Source organism: Streptacidiphilus carbonis, assembly GCF_000787775.1.
GTDB classification, from domain to species: Bacteria; Actinomycetota; Actinomycetes; order Streptomycetales; family Streptomycetaceae; genus Streptacidiphilus; species Streptacidiphilus carbonis.
The window spans coordinates 20,722-39,479 of record NZ_BBPM01000010.1; the positions used below are offsets into that span (position 1 = coordinate 20,722).

The 18,758-nt window shown below is 73.5% G+C and carries 3 protein-coding genes and 1 pseudogene; 1 reads left to right on the plus strand and 3 read right to left on the minus strand.

Annotated features, from left to right (window positions below):
• Positions 1–30: 30 nt before the first annotated feature.
• Positions 31–14,229 (minus strand): type I polyketide synthase, encoded by a 14,199-nt coding sequence (locus TR46_RS10090; RefSeq protein ID WP_042397188.1) that lies wholly within the window; start codon positions 14,227–14,229, stop codon positions 31–33.
• A gap of 306 nt (positions 14,230–14,535) precedes the next feature.
• Positions 14,536–14,766, minus strand: coding sequence for a DUF5988 family protein (locus tag TR46_RS10095; protein WP_042397189.1), 231 nt, complete (start codon positions 14,764–14,766; stop codon positions 14,536–14,538).
• Between the two features lie 300 nt (positions 14,767–15,066).
• On the opposite strand from TR46_RS10095, the gene TR46_RS10100 reads away from it, so the two are divergent.
• On the plus strand, positions 15,067–18,066 hold the full coding sequence (locus tag TR46_RS10100; RefSeq protein ID WP_052432686.1) for a non-ribosomal peptide synthetase: 3,000 nt from the start codon (positions 15,067–15,069) through the stop codon (positions 18,064–18,066).
• A 385-nt stretch (positions 18,067–18,451) separates the two neighbouring features.
• On the opposite strand, the pseudogene TR46_RS44110 reads toward TR46_RS10100, so the two are convergent.
• A pseudogene (locus tag TR46_RS44110) lies at positions 18,452–18,652 on the minus strand (hypothetical protein); the annotation flags it as partial.
• Positions 18,653–18,758 lie beyond the last annotated feature (106 nt).

An 18,758-nucleotide genomic window follows, 5' to 3' on the forward strand; every position in this document is an offset into this window, starting at 1 on the left:
TTCCCGGAGCTGTCAGCGGTTTCGGCCATGTCAGTGAATCCCCAGCTCTTTTCCGATGAAGTCGAAGACTTCCTGGTCGGAGGAGGAATCGAGATCCTCGGCGACGGATGCCGCCCGGCTGCCGGCGGCGATCTCCTTCCAGCGGGCCACGACGGCGTCCAGCCGGGCGGTGATCCTGGCCGCGTCGCCGTCCTCGCCGGCGGCGGCCGAGAGCAGGCCGTCGAGCCTGTCGAGTTCGGCCAGCACCGGCCCGGACGGCGACACCGCCTCCGGGACCAGCACGGTCCGCAGATGGCCGGCCACCGCGCTGGGCGTGGTGTAGTCGAACAGCAGGGTCGCCGACAGCCGCAGACCGGTGACGGCGCCGAGCCGGTCGCGCAGTTCGACGGCGGTCAGCGAGTCGGCGCCCAGCTCGCTGAAGGCCCGGTCGGCCGCGACGTCGTCGGCCGAGGGATAGCTCAGTACCCCGGCCGCCTCGGTCCGGACCAGCTCCACCAGCCGTTGGTCCTGCTCCGCCCGGTCCAGTAGCAGCAGTTCCTCTGCCAGGGCGCTGCCGGTGGTGGTCCCGCCCGGGTCGACCGCCCCCGTTTCCCCGCCGGTGAGTGCCTGCGCGACCTCGGGCAGGCTCTCGATCAGCGGGCTGGGTCGGCGCAGGGTGAAGGGCGGGGCGAACGCGGCCCAGTCCACGCCGGCCACCGTGAGCAGGGCCTCCCCGGCGTCGAGCGCCTGGCCCAGGGCCCGGATCCCGAGTTCGGGGTCCAGGAGCCGCAGTCCGCGCCGGACCATCTGGGCCTTGCCCTCACGGTCGCTCATGCCGCCGCCGTCCCACGGTCCCCAGGCCACCGACGTCGCGGCCAGTCCACGTGAGCGACGGTTCTCGGCCAGGGCGTCGAGGAACGCGTTGACCGCGGCGTAGCCCGGCTGCAGGCCGCTGCCCCAGGTCGCGGAGATCGAGGAGAAGAGCACGAAGGCCTCCAGGTCCAGGCCCTGGGTCAGCTCGTCCAGGTGCATCGTCCCCGCGGTCTTGACCGCCGCCATCTCGGCCAGTTCGGCCACGGTGGTGTCCTGCAGGGCGGTGGCCTGTCCGGCTCCGGCGGCGTGCATGACCGCCGTCAGCGGCGGCGGGCCGCCGGCGGCGATCCGGTCGAGCAGACCGGCCACGTCGGCGCGGCAGCCGACGTCGGCGGACACGATGCCGACCTCGGTTCCGGCAGTGGCCAGCTCAACGGCCAGTCCGACGGCACCAGGTGCAACCGCACCCGACCGGCTGGTCAGCAGCACCCGCGGGGCGCCGAGACCGGCCAGCCAACGGGCGGTGTGCCCGCCGATCGACCCGGTGCCCCCGGTGATCAGCACGGTTCCGGTCGGTGTCCAGGTCCCGTCCGGCTCCGGTTGCGGGGCCCGGACCAGGCGTCGGCCACGCATTCCCGCGCCGCGCAGGGCCACCTGGTCCTCACCGCAACCCGCCAGCACCGCGCACAGCCGGTCGGCGGCCCGGTCGTCCAGAACAGTCGGCAGGTCGACCAGTCCGCCCCAGCGTTCAGGGTGTTCCAGCCCCACCACCCTGCCCAGCCCCCAGGCCTGCGCCTGCAGCGGCCGGGTGAGCGGCTCGCCCGGATCGGCCGCCACGGCCCCGGAGGTGAGCACCCACAGCGGTGCCTGGACCTGTGCGTCGCCCAGCGCCTGAATCAGGGTGAGGGTGGCGGCCAGTCCCTCGGTCACCATCGGCCGGTCCGGCAGTGACGTCTCGTCAAGGACCAGCAGCGAGAGGACTCCGCCCAGCCCTGAGGTGTCGACGCGGCCGAGTTCGGCAGCCAGCGCCTCCCGGGTCGTCCCGTCCGCGGTGATCCTGGTGACGACGGCCTCGGCGCCGTGACCGGTGAGTGCCTGGACGCAGCGCTCGGCGGACTCGCCGCCGTCCGGGCCGGTGACGACCAGCCAGGTCCCGGACAGCGCGACCGGCTCGGGGTCCGGGACCGGCGCCCAGGAGACCCGGTAGCGCCAGCCGTCGGTGGCCGACCGGTCCCGTTCGCGCCGGCGCCAGGAAGCGAGCGCCGGGAGCAGACCGTCCAGTTGCCGCCCGTCGACGGCGAGCGTGTCGGACAGGGCCGACCGGTCGCCGGACTCGACCGCGGCCCAGAACCGGGCCTCGGCCGCACCGCCGACGTCCTCGCCGCCCGATCCGGTGGCAGGACCGAGCCGGAGCTTGTGCGGACCCAGCGGCCAGAACCGCTGCTCAGCGAAGGCATAGGTGGGCAGCTCCACCCGGTTCCCGGCCGGCAGTACCGCGCTCCAGTCGACACCGATGCCCCGCACATGGGCACGGGCCAGCGCGGTCAGCACGGAGTCGGCGGCAGCGGTCCGGGCCCGGAGCAGCGGCACGAACACTGGCTCTGCGGCGTCCGGCAGGGCGTTCGGCCCCATCGCCGAGAGCGTCCCGTCCGGGCCGATCTCGATGAAGACGGTCACGCGCTGATCGGCCAGCGCGGCCACGGCGTCGGCGAACCGGACCGGCTGTCGGGCCTGGGCCGGCCAGTAGTCGGGCCCCGGAGTGGCCAGGATGGTGCCGTCACAGGCTCCGGCCCAGGTCACGGTCGGCACACGGTGCTCCAGCTCTGCTGCCACGGCGGCGAGTCCGGTCAGCACCGGATCCATCCGGGCCGAGTGGAACGCATGGCTGACCCGCAGGCGGCGCACCCGCCGGCCACGCTCCCGCCAGGTCTCCAGCACCTGGTCGACGGCCTCGGAGTCACCCGACACCACCACTGCCGACGGCCCGTTCACCGCCGCGATCCCGACCCCGGCCACGCCGTCCAGGCTCTCGGAAACCTCGGCCTCGCCCGCCTCGACGGCGCCCATCGCGCCACCGGCGGGCAGTTCCTGCATCAGCCGGGCGCGGGCCGCGACCAGCCGGCTCGCGTCCGCCAGGGTGAGCACGCCCGCCGCGTGGGCGGCCGCGATCTCGCCCACCGAATGGCCGGCCACCGCGTCCGGCACGACCCCGGCCGCGGCCAGCAGGGCGACCAGGCCCACCTCCACCGCGAACAGCCCGGTCTGCGCGTAGACGGTCCGATCCGCCCGCTCGTCCTCCATGTCCTGGTCCGCGAGCACGACCTGACGGATCGGCAGCTGCAGTTCGGCCTCCAGCAGCTCGCAGACCTCGTCGAAGGCGGCGGCGAACACCGGTGACGCCGCATACAGCTCGCGCCCCATCCCGGCCCGCTGGGCTCCCTGGCCCGCGAACAGGAATCCGACCCTGGGACGGGCCGCCGGTACCGCGCCGCTCACCACCGAGGACGCCGACCCACCGGCCGCCAGCGCGGCCAGGCCCGTGCTCAGCGTCCAGCGGTCAGCCCCCAGAACCACGGCCCGGTGCTCGAACGCCGACCGGGACGTCGCCAGCGACCAGCCGATGTCGCCGAGGTCGGCCGGATCCGCCTCCGCGCGCGCCGAGACGAACTCGGCCAGCCGCCCGGCCTGCGCCTGCAACCCGGCCGCCGTACGCCCGGACACCAGCCAGGCCCGGGGAGCGCCGTCCAGCACAGCGGGCCGGCTCGGCCCGACCGCTGGGTACGGCTCAACGGGAACACCGGGCGCCTCCTCGATGATGGTGTGCGCATTGGTGCCACTGATCCCGAAGGCCGAGACCCCGGCCCGGCGCGGTCGCCCGTTCGTCGGCCAGTCCACCGTCTCGCTCAGCAGCCGCACCGCTCCAGCCGACCAGTCCACCTGCGGTGACGGCGCGTCGGAGTGCAGGCTGCGCGGGAGCTTGCGGTGCCGCAGGGCCAGCACCATCTTCATCACTCCCGCCACCCCGGCCGCGGCCTGGGTGTGGCCGATGTTCGACTTCACCGACCCGAGCCACAGCGGCCGCCCGTCCGGGCGGTCCTGCCCGTACGTGGCCAGCAGCGCCTGGGCCTCGATCGGGTCGCCGAGGGGCGTTCCGGTGCCGTGCGCCTCGACTGCGTCGACCTCGGCCGGCGACAGCCGGGCGTTGGCGAGCGCGGCCCGGATCACCCGTTGCTGCGAGGGTCCGTTGGGCGCCGTCAGACCGTTGGAGGCACCGTCCTGGTTGGTCGCGCTGCCACGGATCAGGGCCAGCACCTCATGGCCGTGGCGCCGGGCGTCGGAGAGCCGTTCGAGGACGAGCATGCCCACGCCCTCGGCCATGCCCATGCCGTCCGCGTCCGCACCGAAGGCCTTGGACCGCCCGTCCGGGGCCAGCCCGCGCTGCCGGGAGAACACCACCAGATCCCAGGGCGTGGCCATGATGGTGACGCCGCCGGCCAGTGCCAGCGTGCACTCGCCCGAGCGCAGCGCCTGGGCGGCCAGATGCAGCGCGACCAGGGACGACGAGCAGGCGGTGTCCATGGTGACGGCGGGTCCTTCCAGACCCAGGGTGTAGGCCACCCGGCCGGAGATCACGCTGGTCGCGTTCCCGGCCATCAGATGGCCCTCCAGCCCGGCGGCGCCGTCCGCGCCGGTCTGCTGCCCGACGGCGGCGTAGCCGGAGCTGTAGCCGCCGGTGAACACCCCGGTCTGCGATCCGCGCAGGGACGCCGGCTGGATGCCCGCGCGTTCCAGGGCCTCCCACGAGGTCTGCAGCAGCAGTCGCTGCTGCGGGTCCATCGCCAGGGCCTCGCGCGGGCTGATCCCGAAGAAGCCGGGGTCGAACTGTCCGGCCTCGTGCACAAAACCGCCGGCCCGCACATAGGTCGTTCCGCTGTGGCCCGGGTCGGAGTGGTAGAGCCGGTCGAGGTCCCAGCCGCGATCGGCCGGGAACCCGGAGATCGCGTCGGTGCCGGAGATCAGCAGCTCCCACAGCTGGTCCGGGGTCCGGACTCCCCCGGGGAACCGGCAGCCCATGCCGACGATGGCGATGGGATCGCCGTCGGCCGCAACCGTCGCCGGCGCCACCCGGACCTCGCCCGCGGACCCGTCGCCCAGCAGTTCCGCGCGCAGGTGCTCGGCCAGCGCGGTCGGCGTCGGGTGGTCGAACAGGAGGCTGGCCGGCAGCCGCAGCCCGACGGCGATGCTGAGCCGGTTGCGCAGCTCGACCGCGGTCAGCGAGTCGAACCCGAGGTCGCTGAAGGCCCGCCCTGCCTCGACGGCCTCGGGCGAGGGATACGCCAGCACCTCGGCGGCGACGGTCTGGACCAGGACGGTCAGCCGCTGCTCCTGCCCGGCCCGGGGCAGGACGGCCAGCTGCCCGACCAGTTCGTCCTTGGCGCCCCGCGCGCCGTCCGACGCGGCCACACCGTCGGCGGCCGCCATCCGCTGTACCTCGGGCAGGTCCCGCAGCAGCGGCGCCCGCTGCATCTCGTGCTCGCCGCCGACCGACCCGATCCGGCTCCAGTCGATGTCCATGACGGTCAGCGCGCTGTCGGCGCCGCCGAGGGCGTCGGCGAGGGCCTGGACCGCGAGCTGAGGCTCCATCAGGACCTCCCAGCGGTTGCGGCTCAGCCGCTGCCGGGTCGCCTCGCTGGCCTGGGCGACGCCGCCACCGGCCCACGGACCCCAGGCCACCGACAGTGCCGGCAGGCCCCGAGCGCCGCGGTTCTCGGCCAGGGCGTCGAGGAAGGCGTTCGCGGCCGCGTAGTTGCCCTGGCCGCCGGCCCCGAAGGTCGCCGACGCCGACGAGAACAGCACGAAGGCGTCCAGGTCCAGCGCGGCCGTCAGCTCGTCCAGCAGCGCGGCACTGCCGGCCTTCGCCGCCAGCACCGGGTCCAGCCGGGCCGGGTCCAGCCGGTCGAGCACGCCGTTGTCGACGACTCCGGCGGTGTGCATCACCGCGGTCAGCGCCGGGCCCGTTGCCGGGATTCGGTCCAGCAGCCCGATCAGGTCGGCCCGGTCCGCGGTGTCGCCGGCCAGGACCTCGACAGCGGTGCCCCGGAGCGCGAGTTCGGCCGCCAGCGCGGCGCTCCCGGCCGCGCCCGGACCCGACCGGCTGACCAGGACCACCCGCGCGGCGTCGCGGTCGGCCAGCCAGCGGGCCACATGCCGGCCGATCGCACCGGTACCGCCGGTGATCAGGACGCTGCCGCGGGTGGACCACGGCCGACCGTCCCGGCTCGGCCTCGGAGCCCGGACCAGCCGACGGCCGCGGATGCCCCCGGGCCTGATCGCGACCTGGTCCTCGTCGCAACCGGCCAGAACGGCGGCGAGCCGGGCCGCGGCCGGTCGGTCCAGGTCGGTCGGGAGATCGACCAGCCCGCCCCAGCGGTCGGGGTGTTCCAGCGCCGTGACCCGGCTCAGACCCCACACCTGCGCCTGCACCGGGCTGGTCAGCGCCTCGTCCGGGGCGGTGGCGACAGCCCCGGACGTCGCCACCCACAGCGGCGCCGTGCTCCCGGCGTCCCCGAGCGCCTGTACCAGGACCAACGTCCCGGCCAGGCCGACCGGCACGGACGGCCTTCCGGGCAGCGGCGTCTCGTCCAACGCCAGCAGCGACAGCACACCCGCCACCGGGACCTCGCCAGTGGCCGATCGAATCCGATCGGCCAGCGTCTGCCGTTCCCAACCGTCGGCCGCGATCTCCCGGACCTGAGCTCCGTGTCCGGTCAGGGCCCGGGTGACCGCCTCGGCCCGGGGCGCATCGGACGCTCCGGTGACCACGAGCCAGGTTCCGGACAGCCGGGCCGGCGCGGGCTCGGTGACCGGGGCCCAGGAGACCCGGTAGCGCCAGTCCTCGATCACCGAGGCGTCGCTCCGCCGCGCCGGGGTCGGGCGCGGGTGGGCAGGGTGCAGCCAGTACTGCTGACGCTGGAAGGCATAGGTGGGCAGCTCCACCACCCGCCCTGCCGGCAGCACCCTGGCCCAGTCGATATCGACTCCGTGCACATGCAGCCGCGCCAGGGCGGTCAGGAACCGGGCTGCCCCGGCGTCCTCCCGATCCACCGTCCCGGTGATGACGGGAACGCCTGCGACCGCGGCCTCGTCGAGGGTCTCGGCGATCGCCGAGGTCAGCACCGGGTGCGGGGACACCTCGACGAACGTCCGGCAGCCGGCCGCGGCCAGTGCCGTGGTGGCGTCCTGGAAGCGCACCCGTTCGCGGACGTTGGCGTACCAGTACCCGGCGTCCAGTTCCGCTCCGTCGACCTGACGACCGGTCACCGTCGAGAACAGCGCCACCCGGCCCGGCTGCGGGCGGATGCTGGCCAGCTCCCGGACCAGCCCCTCCCGCAACTCCTCCACCCGGACCGAGTGGGCCACGAAGTCGGTCTGCGGAATCCGCCAGCGCAGCACCCGACGGGCCGACAGTTCGCGCTCGAAGGCGTCCAGAGCGTCCAGGTCGCCGGAGACCACCGTGGTCGCGGGGCCGTTCACGGCGGCCACCGAGAGCCGCTCCGTCCAGCCTTCCTCCGCCGCCAGCAGATCCTCGACCGAGGCGACCGGCATCACCACCGAGAGCATCCCGGCCGACGCCGCCAGCGCGGACAGGGCCCGGCTACGGACGGCGACCACCATGGCCGCGTCCTCCAGCGACAGGATCCCGGCCACGCACGCCGCCGCGATCTCGCCCTGAGAATGCCCGACCACCGCATCCGGACGGACCCCGGCCGCCTCCCACAGCGCCGCCAGCGACACCATCACCGCCCACAGCACCGGCTGCACCACATCGGCCCGCTCCAGACCCGGCGCACTCGCCCGGCCCAGCAGGACATCCTCCAAAACCCAGTCCACATGCGGACCAAGGGCCCGCGCACACTCCGCCAGCTGCGCCGCGAACACCGGCGACGACGCCAGCATCTCCCGGCCCATACCGACCCACTGAGTGCCCTGACCGGGGAACACGAACGCGGTCTTCCCGGACCGGGACACGACACCGGAGACCGCACCCGGACTCCGCTCACCCGCGATCAACGCGCCCAGACCGACGGCCGGCCCACTCCGGTCCGCACCCAGCACCACAGCCCGGTACTCGAACGCCGACCGGGTGGTGGCCAGCGACCAGGCGACCTCCATCGGATCCAGCTGCGGGCGGTCCGCAGCGAAAGCAGCCAACTTCCGCGCCTGGGCCGTCAGCCCCGCTTCCGAGCGGCTCGACATCAGCCACACCGGTGGCACGTCGGACAGTACCGGCAGCACCGGCCCGGCCGCGTCGACAACACTCGCCGGCTCGCCGGCCGGGGCCTCCTCCAGGATGACGTGGGCGTTGGTCCCGCTGATCCCGAACGCGGAGACGCCGGCCCGGCGCGGCCGTTCGCCCGGCGACCACTCACGCGCCTCGGTCAGCAGCCGGACATCGCCCGCGGACCAGTCGACGTGCGGGGACCGCTCCTGTGCGTGCAGCGTGCGCGGGAGCATCCCGTGCTGCAGGGCCAGCACCATCTTGATCAGTCCGGCCGCCCCGGCCGCCTGCTGGGCGTGACCGATGTTGGACTTCACCGAGCCCAGCCACAGCGGCAGGCCCTCCGGCCGGTCCTGTCCGTAGCTGGCCAGCAGGGCCTGGGCCTCGATCGGGTCGCCCAGCGGCGTTCCGGTCCCGTGCGCCTCGACCGCGTCGACCTCGGCGGCACTCACCCGGGCACTGGCCAGGGCGGCCCGGATCACCCGCTGCTGCGAGGGTCCGTTCGGCGCGGTCAGGCCGTTGGAGGCGCCGTCCTGGTTCACCGCGCTGCCCGCGACCAGCGCGAGCACCCGGTGCCCCTTGCGGCGCGCGTCGGACAGCCGTTCCAGGACGAGCATGCCCGCGCCCTCGGCGACGCCCATGCCGTCGGCACCGGCGGCGAACGCCTTGCAGCGGCCGTCCGGGGCCAGCCCCAGCTGTCGGCTGAAGTCGGTGAACATGACCGGACTGGCCGTCACGAATGCGGCCCCGGCCAGGGCCAGCGTGCACTCGCCCGAGCGCAGCGCCTGGGCGGCCAGATGCAGCGCGACCAGTCCGGAGGAGCAGGCCGTGTCGACCGTGAGCGCCGGCCCTTCCAGGCCGAGGGTGTAGGAGACCCGGCCGGACAGCACGCTGGTCGCGGTCCCCGTCACCAGGCCGCCGTCGAGCGCGCCCTCGGGCTGGTCGGCGCCGTAGCGGGAGAAGGTGCCGCCGGCGAAGACGCCGGTACGGCTGCCGCGCAGGGAGGCGGGGTCGATGGAGGCCCGTTCCAGCGCCTCCCACGACGTCTCCAGCAGCAACCGCTGCTGCGGGTCCATGGTCAGCGCCTCGCGCGGGCTGATCCCGAAGAAGCCCGGGTCGAACTCGTCGGCCGCGTGCAGGAATCCGCCGGACCGGATGTGGGAGGTTCCCTCGCGGTCGGGATCGAGGTCGAACAGCTCGTCGGTGTTCCAGCCGCGGTTGTGCGGGAACTCGCCGATCACGTCCGCCCCGGCGGCCAGGAGCTCCCACAGCCCTTCGGGTGTGTCGACGCCTCCGGGGAAACGGCAGCCGATGCCGACGATGGCGATCGGCTCGCCGGGGGCCGCCGGCCCGAGGAGGTCGGCGGTGCCTTCGGCGTTCGCGGCGCTCCCGGTCAGCCGGGAACGGAGGAATCCCGCAGTCGCCATGGGAGTCGGGTAGTCGAACACCAACGTGGCAGGCAGCCGTAGGCCGGTCGCAGCGGCGAGCCGGTCCCGGAGTTCGACGGCGGTCAGCGAGTCGAAGCCGAGGTCGCTGAACGCGCGGTCGGCCTGGACGTCGTCGATCGACGCATGGCCGAGGACGGCCGCGATCCGGGCCCGGGTCAGGTCGAGCAGGATGCGGATCTGCTCCGCCTCGGGCAGGCCGACCAGTTGCCGTCCGAGCGACGTCCCGGAGACCGGGGCGGCGGATCCGGCGTCGGCTTCGGCCAGCGAGCGCGACACCTCGGGCAGCGCCGCGATCAGCGGGCTGGGCCGCCGCAGGGTGAAGGTCGCCGCGAACCGGGCCCAGTCCACGTCGGCGACGGTCACCGAAGTGTCTGCAAGGTCGAGGGCCTGCCCCAGCGCGCGGATCGCCTCGGCCGGGTCCATCAGTCCCAGCCCGCGGCGCTGCATCTGTCGTCCGTCGTCCCCGTCCCGGTTGGCCCACGGTCCCCAGGCGATCGATGTCGCGGGCAGGCCCCGGCCGTGTCGGCTCTCCGCCACGGCGTCCAGGAAGGCGTTGGCCGCCGCCGATCCGGCCTGCCGGCCGCTGCCCCAGGTCGCGGAGATCGAGGAGAACACGACGAAGGTGTCCAGGTCCACGGTCCCGGTGAGTTCGTCCAGCCAGCGAGCCCCGACGGCCTTCTCGCCCAGGACCTCGGCCAGGTCGGCGACGGCCGTGTCGGCCACCGCGGTGGTCTGTTCCGCACCGGCGGTATGGAAGACCGCTGTGAGGGGCGGCCCGGTTCGGCCGAGCCGGTCGAGCAGTCCGGCCGTCGTGTCCCGCCCGGCGATGTCGGCGGCCAGAACGCTGACCGCAGTACCGGCGCCGGCCAGCCCCGCTGCCAGCTCCGCCGCCCCGGGTGCGCTGGGTCCCGACCTGCCTGCCAGAACCAGGTGCCGCAGGCCGCGTTCCGCCAGCCAGCTTGCCGTCGTGCCGCCGATCGTGTCTGCGTCTCCGGTGACGAGTGCAGTGCCCCGGGTCGTCCAGGGTTCGACGCCGTCACGGGCGGGCGAGGCCCGGACCAGCCGGCGGCCGAGGATCCCGGCACCACGGATGGCGACCTGATCCTCGCCGCATCCGGCCAGCACGGCGGCCAGCCGCTCAGCGGCCGGCTCGTCCAGAACGGCAGGCAGGTCGACCAGCCCGCCCCAGCGCTCGGGGTGCTCCAGGGCGACGACCCGGCCCAGGCCCCAGACTTGGGACTGCACCGGGCCGGCCGCCACCTCGTCGGGCCGGGTCGCCATCGCCTCGCGGGTGAGCACCCACAGCGGGGCCTGGACCCCGGCGTCGCCCAGCGCCTGAACCAGCGTCAGCGTTCCGGCCAGCCCGGCCGGGACCGCCGGGAAGTCCTGCCGCGGGGTCTCGTTCAACGCCAGCAGCGACAACACACCCGCCACCGCCGGGGACCCGTCGGCCCCGCCCCCGGTGAGCGACTCGACGATCCGGGCGGCCAGGCCCTCCCGGCCAAGCCCTTCGGACGCCACCTCCACCAGGACCGGCTGGGCACCCCGGGAGCTCAGCAGCGACAGGTGTTCGGCGCTCAGGCCGTCGACCGCCGGATCACCGACCACCAGCCAGGTCCCCGACAGTCGGGCCGCCCCCGGCACGCTGACCGGTTCCCAGACGGTCCGGTACCGCCAGCTCGCTGTCCGTGCCTCGCCGCGTTCGCGCTGGCGCCAGGACCACAGCGCGGGCAGCACCTCACTGAACGGACGGCTCCCGTCCACGGTCGGCAGACCGCCCAGAGTGGCCAGGTCGCCCTGCTCGACGGCCGCCCAGAACCGGCGCTCCGCCTCGCTGCTCGCACCGTCACCGGTCGCGCCGCCGGACGGCCCCGACCGGGCCCAGAACTGCTGGTGGGCAAAGGCGTACGTCGGCAGTTCCACCCGCCGTCCGGCCGGGAGTACGGCAGCCCAGTCCACCGCGACGCCACGCACGTGCGCCCGCGCGAAGGCGGTCAGCACCGATTCCGGGACGGGGGTGTTCGGGCGCAGCAGCGGGATGAACTCGGCTCCGGGGGCCGACTCCTGCGCTCCACCGCCGTCGGTTTCGGGGCCGGCCAGCACGGCCGGGCCCAGCGCGGACAGGGTCATGTCCGGGCCGATCTCGATGAACACCGTGACGCCCTGGTCCGCCAGCGCGGTGACGGCGTCGGCGAACCGCACCGGTCGGCGGGCCTGCTCGGTCCAGTAGCCCGGATCCGCGCTGGTGACCAGTTCGCCGGTCAGCGCCCCGGCCCAGGTCACCGTCGGCGCGCTGTGTTCCAGCCCGGAGGCCACCGCGGCGAGTTCGTCCAGCACCGGGTCCATCCTGGCCGAGTGGAACGCATGGCTGACCCGCAGCCGGCGCACCCGCCGACCCCGTTCCCGCCAGGTCCCGACCAGTTCCTCGACCGCCTCGGCGTCACCGGAGACCACCACCGAGGAAGGACCGTTCACGGCGGCCAACTCCACGCCGTCCACGCCCCCCAGAGCCGCGAGCATCTCTGCCTCGGTGGCCTGGACGGCGGCCATCGCCCCACCCTCGGGCAGCGCCTGCATCAACCGTCCCCGTGCCGCCACCAACCGGCAGGCGTCGGCCAGGCTGAGCACTCCGGCGGCGTGGGCCGCCGCGATCTCGCCCACCGAGTGACCGGCCACCGCGTCCGGCACGATCCCGGCCGCCGCCAGCACGGCCACCAGCCCGGCCTCCACCGCGAACAGCCCGGCCTGGGCGAAGACGGTCCGGTCCGCGCGCTCGTCCTCGCCCTCGCCGAGCACGACCTCCCGGACCCGCAGCCCGAGCTCGGCCTCCAGCAGGGCACACGCCTGGTCGAACACCGAGGCGAAGACCGGAGACGCCGCGTACAGGTCCCGCCCCATCCCGGCCCGCTGCGCCCCCTGTCCGGCGAACAGGAAACCCACCCGGCTGCTGCCGCCGGGCGGGACCGCGCCCGACACCACCTCTGGGGCCGGATCGTCGGCGGCCACCGCGGCCAGGCCGGACGTCAGTTCGCCGAGGTCCGCGCCGAGAATCACGGCGCGGTGCTCGAACATCGACCGGGTGGTCGCCAGCGACCAGCCGAGATCGGTGGCGCGGGACTCCTCATCGGGTTCGGGCCGGTTCGCGACGAACGCGGCCAGCCTCCCGGCCTGGGCCGACAGCCCGGCGGCGGACCTGCCCGAGACCAGCCAGGCGGCCGGAGCCCCCGTCAGCACCGACAGGGCCGCGGCCGGGGCGTCCTCGGGCACCGCAGTGTGCTCGCCGACGTCCTCGGTCGGGCTCTCCTCCCCGGCCACCCGCCCGATCCCGGCCGGGTTCTCCTCCAGGATCACGTGCGCGTTGGTGCCGCTCATCCCGAACGACGACACCCCGGCCCGGCGCGGCCGGTCGCCGGCGGGCCAGTCCACCGCCTCGGTCAGCAGCCGCACCCCGCCCGTCCAGTCCACGTGCGGTGACGGCTCGTCAGCGTGCAGGGTGCGCGGCAGGACGCCGTGCCGCAGGGCCAGCACCATCTTGATGAGCCCGGCCACCCCGGCCGCCGCCTGGGTGTGGCCGATGTTGGACTTCACCGATCCCGTCCACAGCGGGCGTTCGAGGTCCCGGTTCCGGCCGTAGGTGGCCAGCAGCGCCTGTGCCTCGATCGGGTCGCCCAGCACCGTGCCGGTCCCGTGCGCCTCCACCGCGTCGATGTCGTCCGGGGACAGTCCCGCTCCGGCCAGCGCCGCCTGGATCACCCGCTGTTGGGAGGGCCCGTTGGGGGCGGTCAGGCCGTTCGAGGCGCCGTCCTGGTTCACCGCGCTGCCGCGGACCACCGCGAGGATCTCGTGTCCGTGCCGGCGGGCGTCCGAGAGCCGCTCCAGCACGACCATGCCCGCGCCCTCGGCCAGCCCCATGCCGTCGGCGCCGGCCGAGAACGGCTTGCACCGCCCGTCGGGTGCGAGCCCCAACTGCCGGCTGCCCCAGACGAACCAGGTGGGGCTCGCCAGTACGGTCACCGCCCCGGCCAGAGCCAGCCCGCAATCGCCGGAACGCAGCGCCTGGACCGCGAGGTGCAGGGCGACGAGGGAGGACGAGCACGCCGTGTCCACCGAGACGGCCGGGCCTTCGAGGCCGAGGCTGAAGGCCACCCGGCCGGAGATGACGCTGTTGGCGGTGCCGGTCAGAAGGTGGCTCTCCAGGCTGCCGTCACCGTCCTGGAGAGCGCTGCCGTAGCCGGAGAGACTGGCGCCGGCGAACACACCGGTGGACGAGCCCCGCAGGGACCCGGGGTCGATGCCGGCCCGTTCCAGGGCCTCCCACGACGTCTCCAGCAGCAACCGCTGCTGCGGGTCCATGGCCAGGGCCTCGCGCGGGCTGATGCCGAAGAACCCGGGGTCGAACTCCCCCGCGCCGTGGACGAAACCGCCCGACCGCACGTTCGAGGTCCCGGGATGGGCCGGGTCGGGGTCGTAGAGGCCGTCCAGGTCCCAGCCGCGGGTGCCCGGGAGCCCGGAGACGGCGTCCGTGCCCGCCGTGAGCAGCTCCCACAGCTGTTCCGGGGCCTGCACTCCGCCGGGGAACCGGCAGCCCATGCCGATGATCGCGACCGGTTCCCGGCTCTGCTCCTCCAGCTCCCGCAGCCGACGGCGCGTCTGCCGGAGATTGACGGTCGCCAGTTTCAGGTAATCGCGGAGCTTTTCCTCGTTAGACATTCAGTCGCCATTCCCTGATCGCCGTCGGCGTGGCTCGACGCCGCTGAATCAATATCCAAAGAAGGTTTTTCTTCGCGAGAAACCAGAGATACGGCCGACCTGCGAACATCATTCGGCAGGATGCTAACCGGGGCGACAGAATCCGTGCAACCTTCGCCGGCGGACGCCCCGAACAGCGGCAGCCGTGTTCAACCGAGGAATTGCATCAGTTGAACAGCGGCCGCAGCGGAAAACCCCGGTCAGTGCGTATCCGGGGGCGGCGGCGTTCAACTGTGCATTTTCCGCAGTTGAACGCCGCCGCCACGGTCACTCGGCGATCTCGGTCCGGGCCACCCAGCGGTAGACCACGAAGTGGCCGGACTGCTCGTCGGTGCGCTCGAAGTGCTCGTAGCCTCCGTAGTACGGGAGTTTGATCTTCTCCAGCCCGGCCTCGACCAGCTGTTCGCGCCGGTCGGTCGGTATGTCGGCCGGACCGCCCTCCAACAGAGCGTCCAGCTGCCCGGAATACCTGTCCAGGGACGAGGTCTCGTCTTTCATGCCAGCCCACTTCCTTCATCGCGCAGGAAAGGAACATCGGTCACCGTCCGGACAACAGGATGGCGTATCGGGGCGTTCTTGAACACGTCCGCCCGCTGTACACAGTCAGCGGTGCCGGAGCTATGCTGCGTTCGGCGACATCATTGACTTCGCTGGCACCGGAATTCCACATCCGCACGGCGCGGGAGTCGTCCACCGCCATCTTCGGTACCTGGCATCCCAGCCTTGGAGGACTCCGTGAAAACCTCAGCCCCGTCGTACACCCGACGTATCGGGCCGGATGAGTGGACGTACATCGGAATGGGTATCCCGAATGTCTGTCAGCACGTCTTCGAGGGCGAAGGTGAGCTGACCGCCGAGGCTCTCGCCGCAGCCGTGGAGAAGGCGGGTGACGCCTGTCCCGGCACGCGCCTGCGCCGGAAGAGGCGGAGCTGGATCGACAGCGGCGTCGCTCCGGCCGTGCGCGTGGTGAACCTTGAGCCGGGAGAGGACCTCTTCTCCCACCCCGCCCTGCAGACGACGCTCAACGACGGCGGAGCGACCTGCGAGGTCCTGTTCGTCCCGGACGAGGCCGCAGGGACCGACGCCGACGGCGCCGCCACACCGGGGCGGCCGCTGCAGCTGGTCTTTCGCGGCTTCCACGGGATCACCGACGCGCGCGGCATGCTGCTGTGGGCAGCCAACGTCTTCCAGGCCCTGCGCGGCGAGGAGCCGCAGGGTGCGCCCTCCACCGTCAACACCAGCGAGTTTCTGAAGCAGCTGATGCCCGAGGGCCTGCCGCCCATCCAGGGCGGCATGGGCAAGGCGGAGTGGACCACGCCGATGGCGCCGATTCCACGGGGGCGGCGCGGCCACATCTGGCGGCGGCGGACGGTCAGCGGCAACCAGGCCGCGGTCACGGCCAAGGTGATCGCCGCCATTGCCGCCGCGACTCCGGACAGTCCCGCGAGCCGGTTCTTCGTCCCCGTCGACCTGCGCCGCCACCAGCCCGATCTGCGCACCACGGGCTGGCTGTCACTGGCCGTCAACCTCGATGTCAAGCCGGGCACCGGCTGGGAGCAGGTGCATCAGGAACTGCTGACCGGGCTGGCCGAGCGCCGGGAGTTCACCCTGCGCACCGCCCCCTGGCTGCTGAGGATGCCCCTACCGCTGATCCGTGTGTTCGGCGACGGCATGGAGGACACCGCGCGCCGCAAGGAGCTCTACATGGGCACCGCGTTCGTCACCAGCATGGGATCGGTCGATCTGGCGGACTACAGCGCCGACTCCTTCCGGGCCTCGACGGTGTACATCCTCGGCGGGTCGGGCCCGTCGGCGCCCCCCGGCATCGACGTCATCGAGAGCTTCGGCCGCACCGAGATCGTGCTCACCTGGCGGAACGTGCCCGGAGCGGTCGAGCGGATGGACGCCCTGCTCGACGTGATCGTCGAAGCGCTGTCCCCGCGGTCCGATCGCGAGCCGGCCGCCAACCGCACCGAACGGGAGCCGGCGCCTTCACGGTCGCTGGTCCAGCTCTTCCGCGACCAGGTCGAGCGCTCACCCGAGGCGATCGCCCTGACCGGCCCGGAGGGCGACCTGACCTACCGTGAGCTGAGTCTCCATTCGAACGCGGTCGCAGCCGAACTGCGTGCCCGGGGCGTCGGCCGCGGTGACGTCGTGGGCGTGCTCTCGGAGCGGACGCCGGCCGCCATCGCCGGGATCTGGGGGATTCTTCGCGCCGGGGCCGCCTATCTGCCGCTCGACGTCCAGCATCCGGACGCGCGACTGGCGGGCCTGCTCGCCGACTCGGGCGCCCGGTACTGCCTGGCGCAGGCACCGCACCAGGACCGGGACCACCTCCCCGACGGCTGCGAGCCGATCAGCCTGGACGATCTGCTCAAGCCCACCGGAACCGACCCCGGCCCGGAACAGGACGCCGACCTGCGTCCGGACGACCTCGCCTACGTCCTCTACACCTCGGGTTCCACCGGGCAGCCCAAGGGCGTCCAGATCGAGCACGGCAGCCTGCTCAACTACCTGCGCTGGGGAGCCGAGGAGTTCGGGGTCGACGCCACCACCCGGCTCCCGCTGCTGACGTCACTGTCCTTCGACGTGTCGGGGACGTCGATCTTCCTTCCCCTGATCGCCGGCGGGACCGTCGTCCTGGTTCCGGAGCAGCCCAACCACCTCACCCTGCGCCGGCTGCTGGAGGAGTCCGGCGCGACCATGCTCAACCTCACGCCGTCGCACCTGGAGCTGATCGGCCGTCTGGACATCGCGGCGACAGGGTTCCGCAGCATCGTGGTCGTCGGTGAGCAGCTACGGGTCGAGGTCGCCGCGCGGGCGCAGGAGATGTTCGGTCCGGGCTGCCGGATCATCAACGAGTACGGCCCGACCGAGGCCACGATCGGCTGCACCGCCCACACCTTCGATCCGGTGCGGGACGCCCACCGCGCGGCCGTTCCGATCGGCGTCCCCGCCCACAACACCCAGGTCCATCTGCTCGACGCCAACCGGCGGTTCGTGCCGACCGGCGAGGTGGGCGAGATGTACCTGGGCGGCGTCCAGCTGGCCCGCGGCTACCTGGGCCGGCCGGACCTGGACGCCGAACGCTTCCCCCGGCTGGCCGACGGTGCCCGCGTGTACCGGACCGGGGATCTGGCCCGCCGGCTTCCCGACGGGGGCCTGGAGTTCCTGGGCCGGATCGACGACCAGGTCAAGGTGCGCGGTCACCGGGTCGAGCCGGCCGAGGTGGCCGACACCCTGGAGAAGCATCCGGGCGTGGACCGCGCCGTGGTCGTGGCCAGGAGCCGTCCCGACGGCTCCGGTAAGGCCCTCTACGGCTACGTCCTGCTGAACTCCGAGGTAAGCCCGGAGGAGTTGCAGTCCCATGCCACCCGGCTGCTGCCCGCCTACATGGTTCCGGCGGCGACGTTCGTGGTGGACCGGATCCCCTACAGCGTCGCCGGCAAGGTGGACGTGCGCGCCCTCCCCGACCCCTTCGCCGACCGGGCGGACACCACGTCGACTGCTGCCGCCGCAGATCCGGCTCGGGACGGCATCGAGACCCGAGTCGCCCTGATCTGGTCGGGAGCCCTGGGGATCGACCCGAACCGGATCGACGCACACACCGATTTCCACCAGCTCGGCGGCGACTCGCTGTCGCTGCTGACGATGCTGGCCGGCGTCTGCCGCGAGGTCCTGCCACCGCAGCTGGAGACCGAGTTCATGTCCCAACTGGGCCGGGTCATCGCGGAGCCGACCCTGGACACCGTGTCCGCAGTCGCCAGGGAGGTACTGGTACCGCACCAGGTCACCTGATCGCGGAACCGCCGCCGATAGCCGCGCGTGGGGAAAAGTCCCGAGGAGGACGTCACCCGCGACGACACACCCGGCTGTTGGCACGCGGCCCCGGTCCGACTGAGGCTCAAGCGGTACGCGGGCGATCGGGTTCCGACCCCGTGCGCACCATCGCGGCGACGAAAACCTGATCCGCCGCCAGGCACGGCAATGAGCGGCTGCTCCCCCGCGACCGCGACGAGGACCGCTTCCCACCAGCCCCCGCAGGTAACGACCGCTCCGCTGCGGGAGGCGTCGCCGAGCCAGAGCACGTCACCAGGGGACGCCCTTCGTAGGAGGGTGGGACGGGGCCGATCGGCCGGGTTCCGGGCGCCGACCGGCGGGTTGGCCGGCTGCCGACGGGCAGTCAGAGTTGGGGCGTCGCGTTGCTTCGACGCCGCTTGGAAGCACGCCCCGGACGCGACGCCGCGGGCCTCGGGGCTCCCGGCTTCTCACGGAGTCGGGAGCCCCGAGGCACCGGCAGCACAGGGGTGGTCAGGAAGCCCTCGGCGCGGGCGCCGGCGATGCCGATCCGGGGTATCTCGCTGCTCTTCTCGAACAGCAGGTAGATCCCATCCGGCGGCGAGCCGGAGGTACCCCGCCGGACGGCCGCGGTGCCTCCGCCGGTCGGCGGGAGGGACGGCGGCCTGCGGCGACCGGCGCACCGGGCGCTC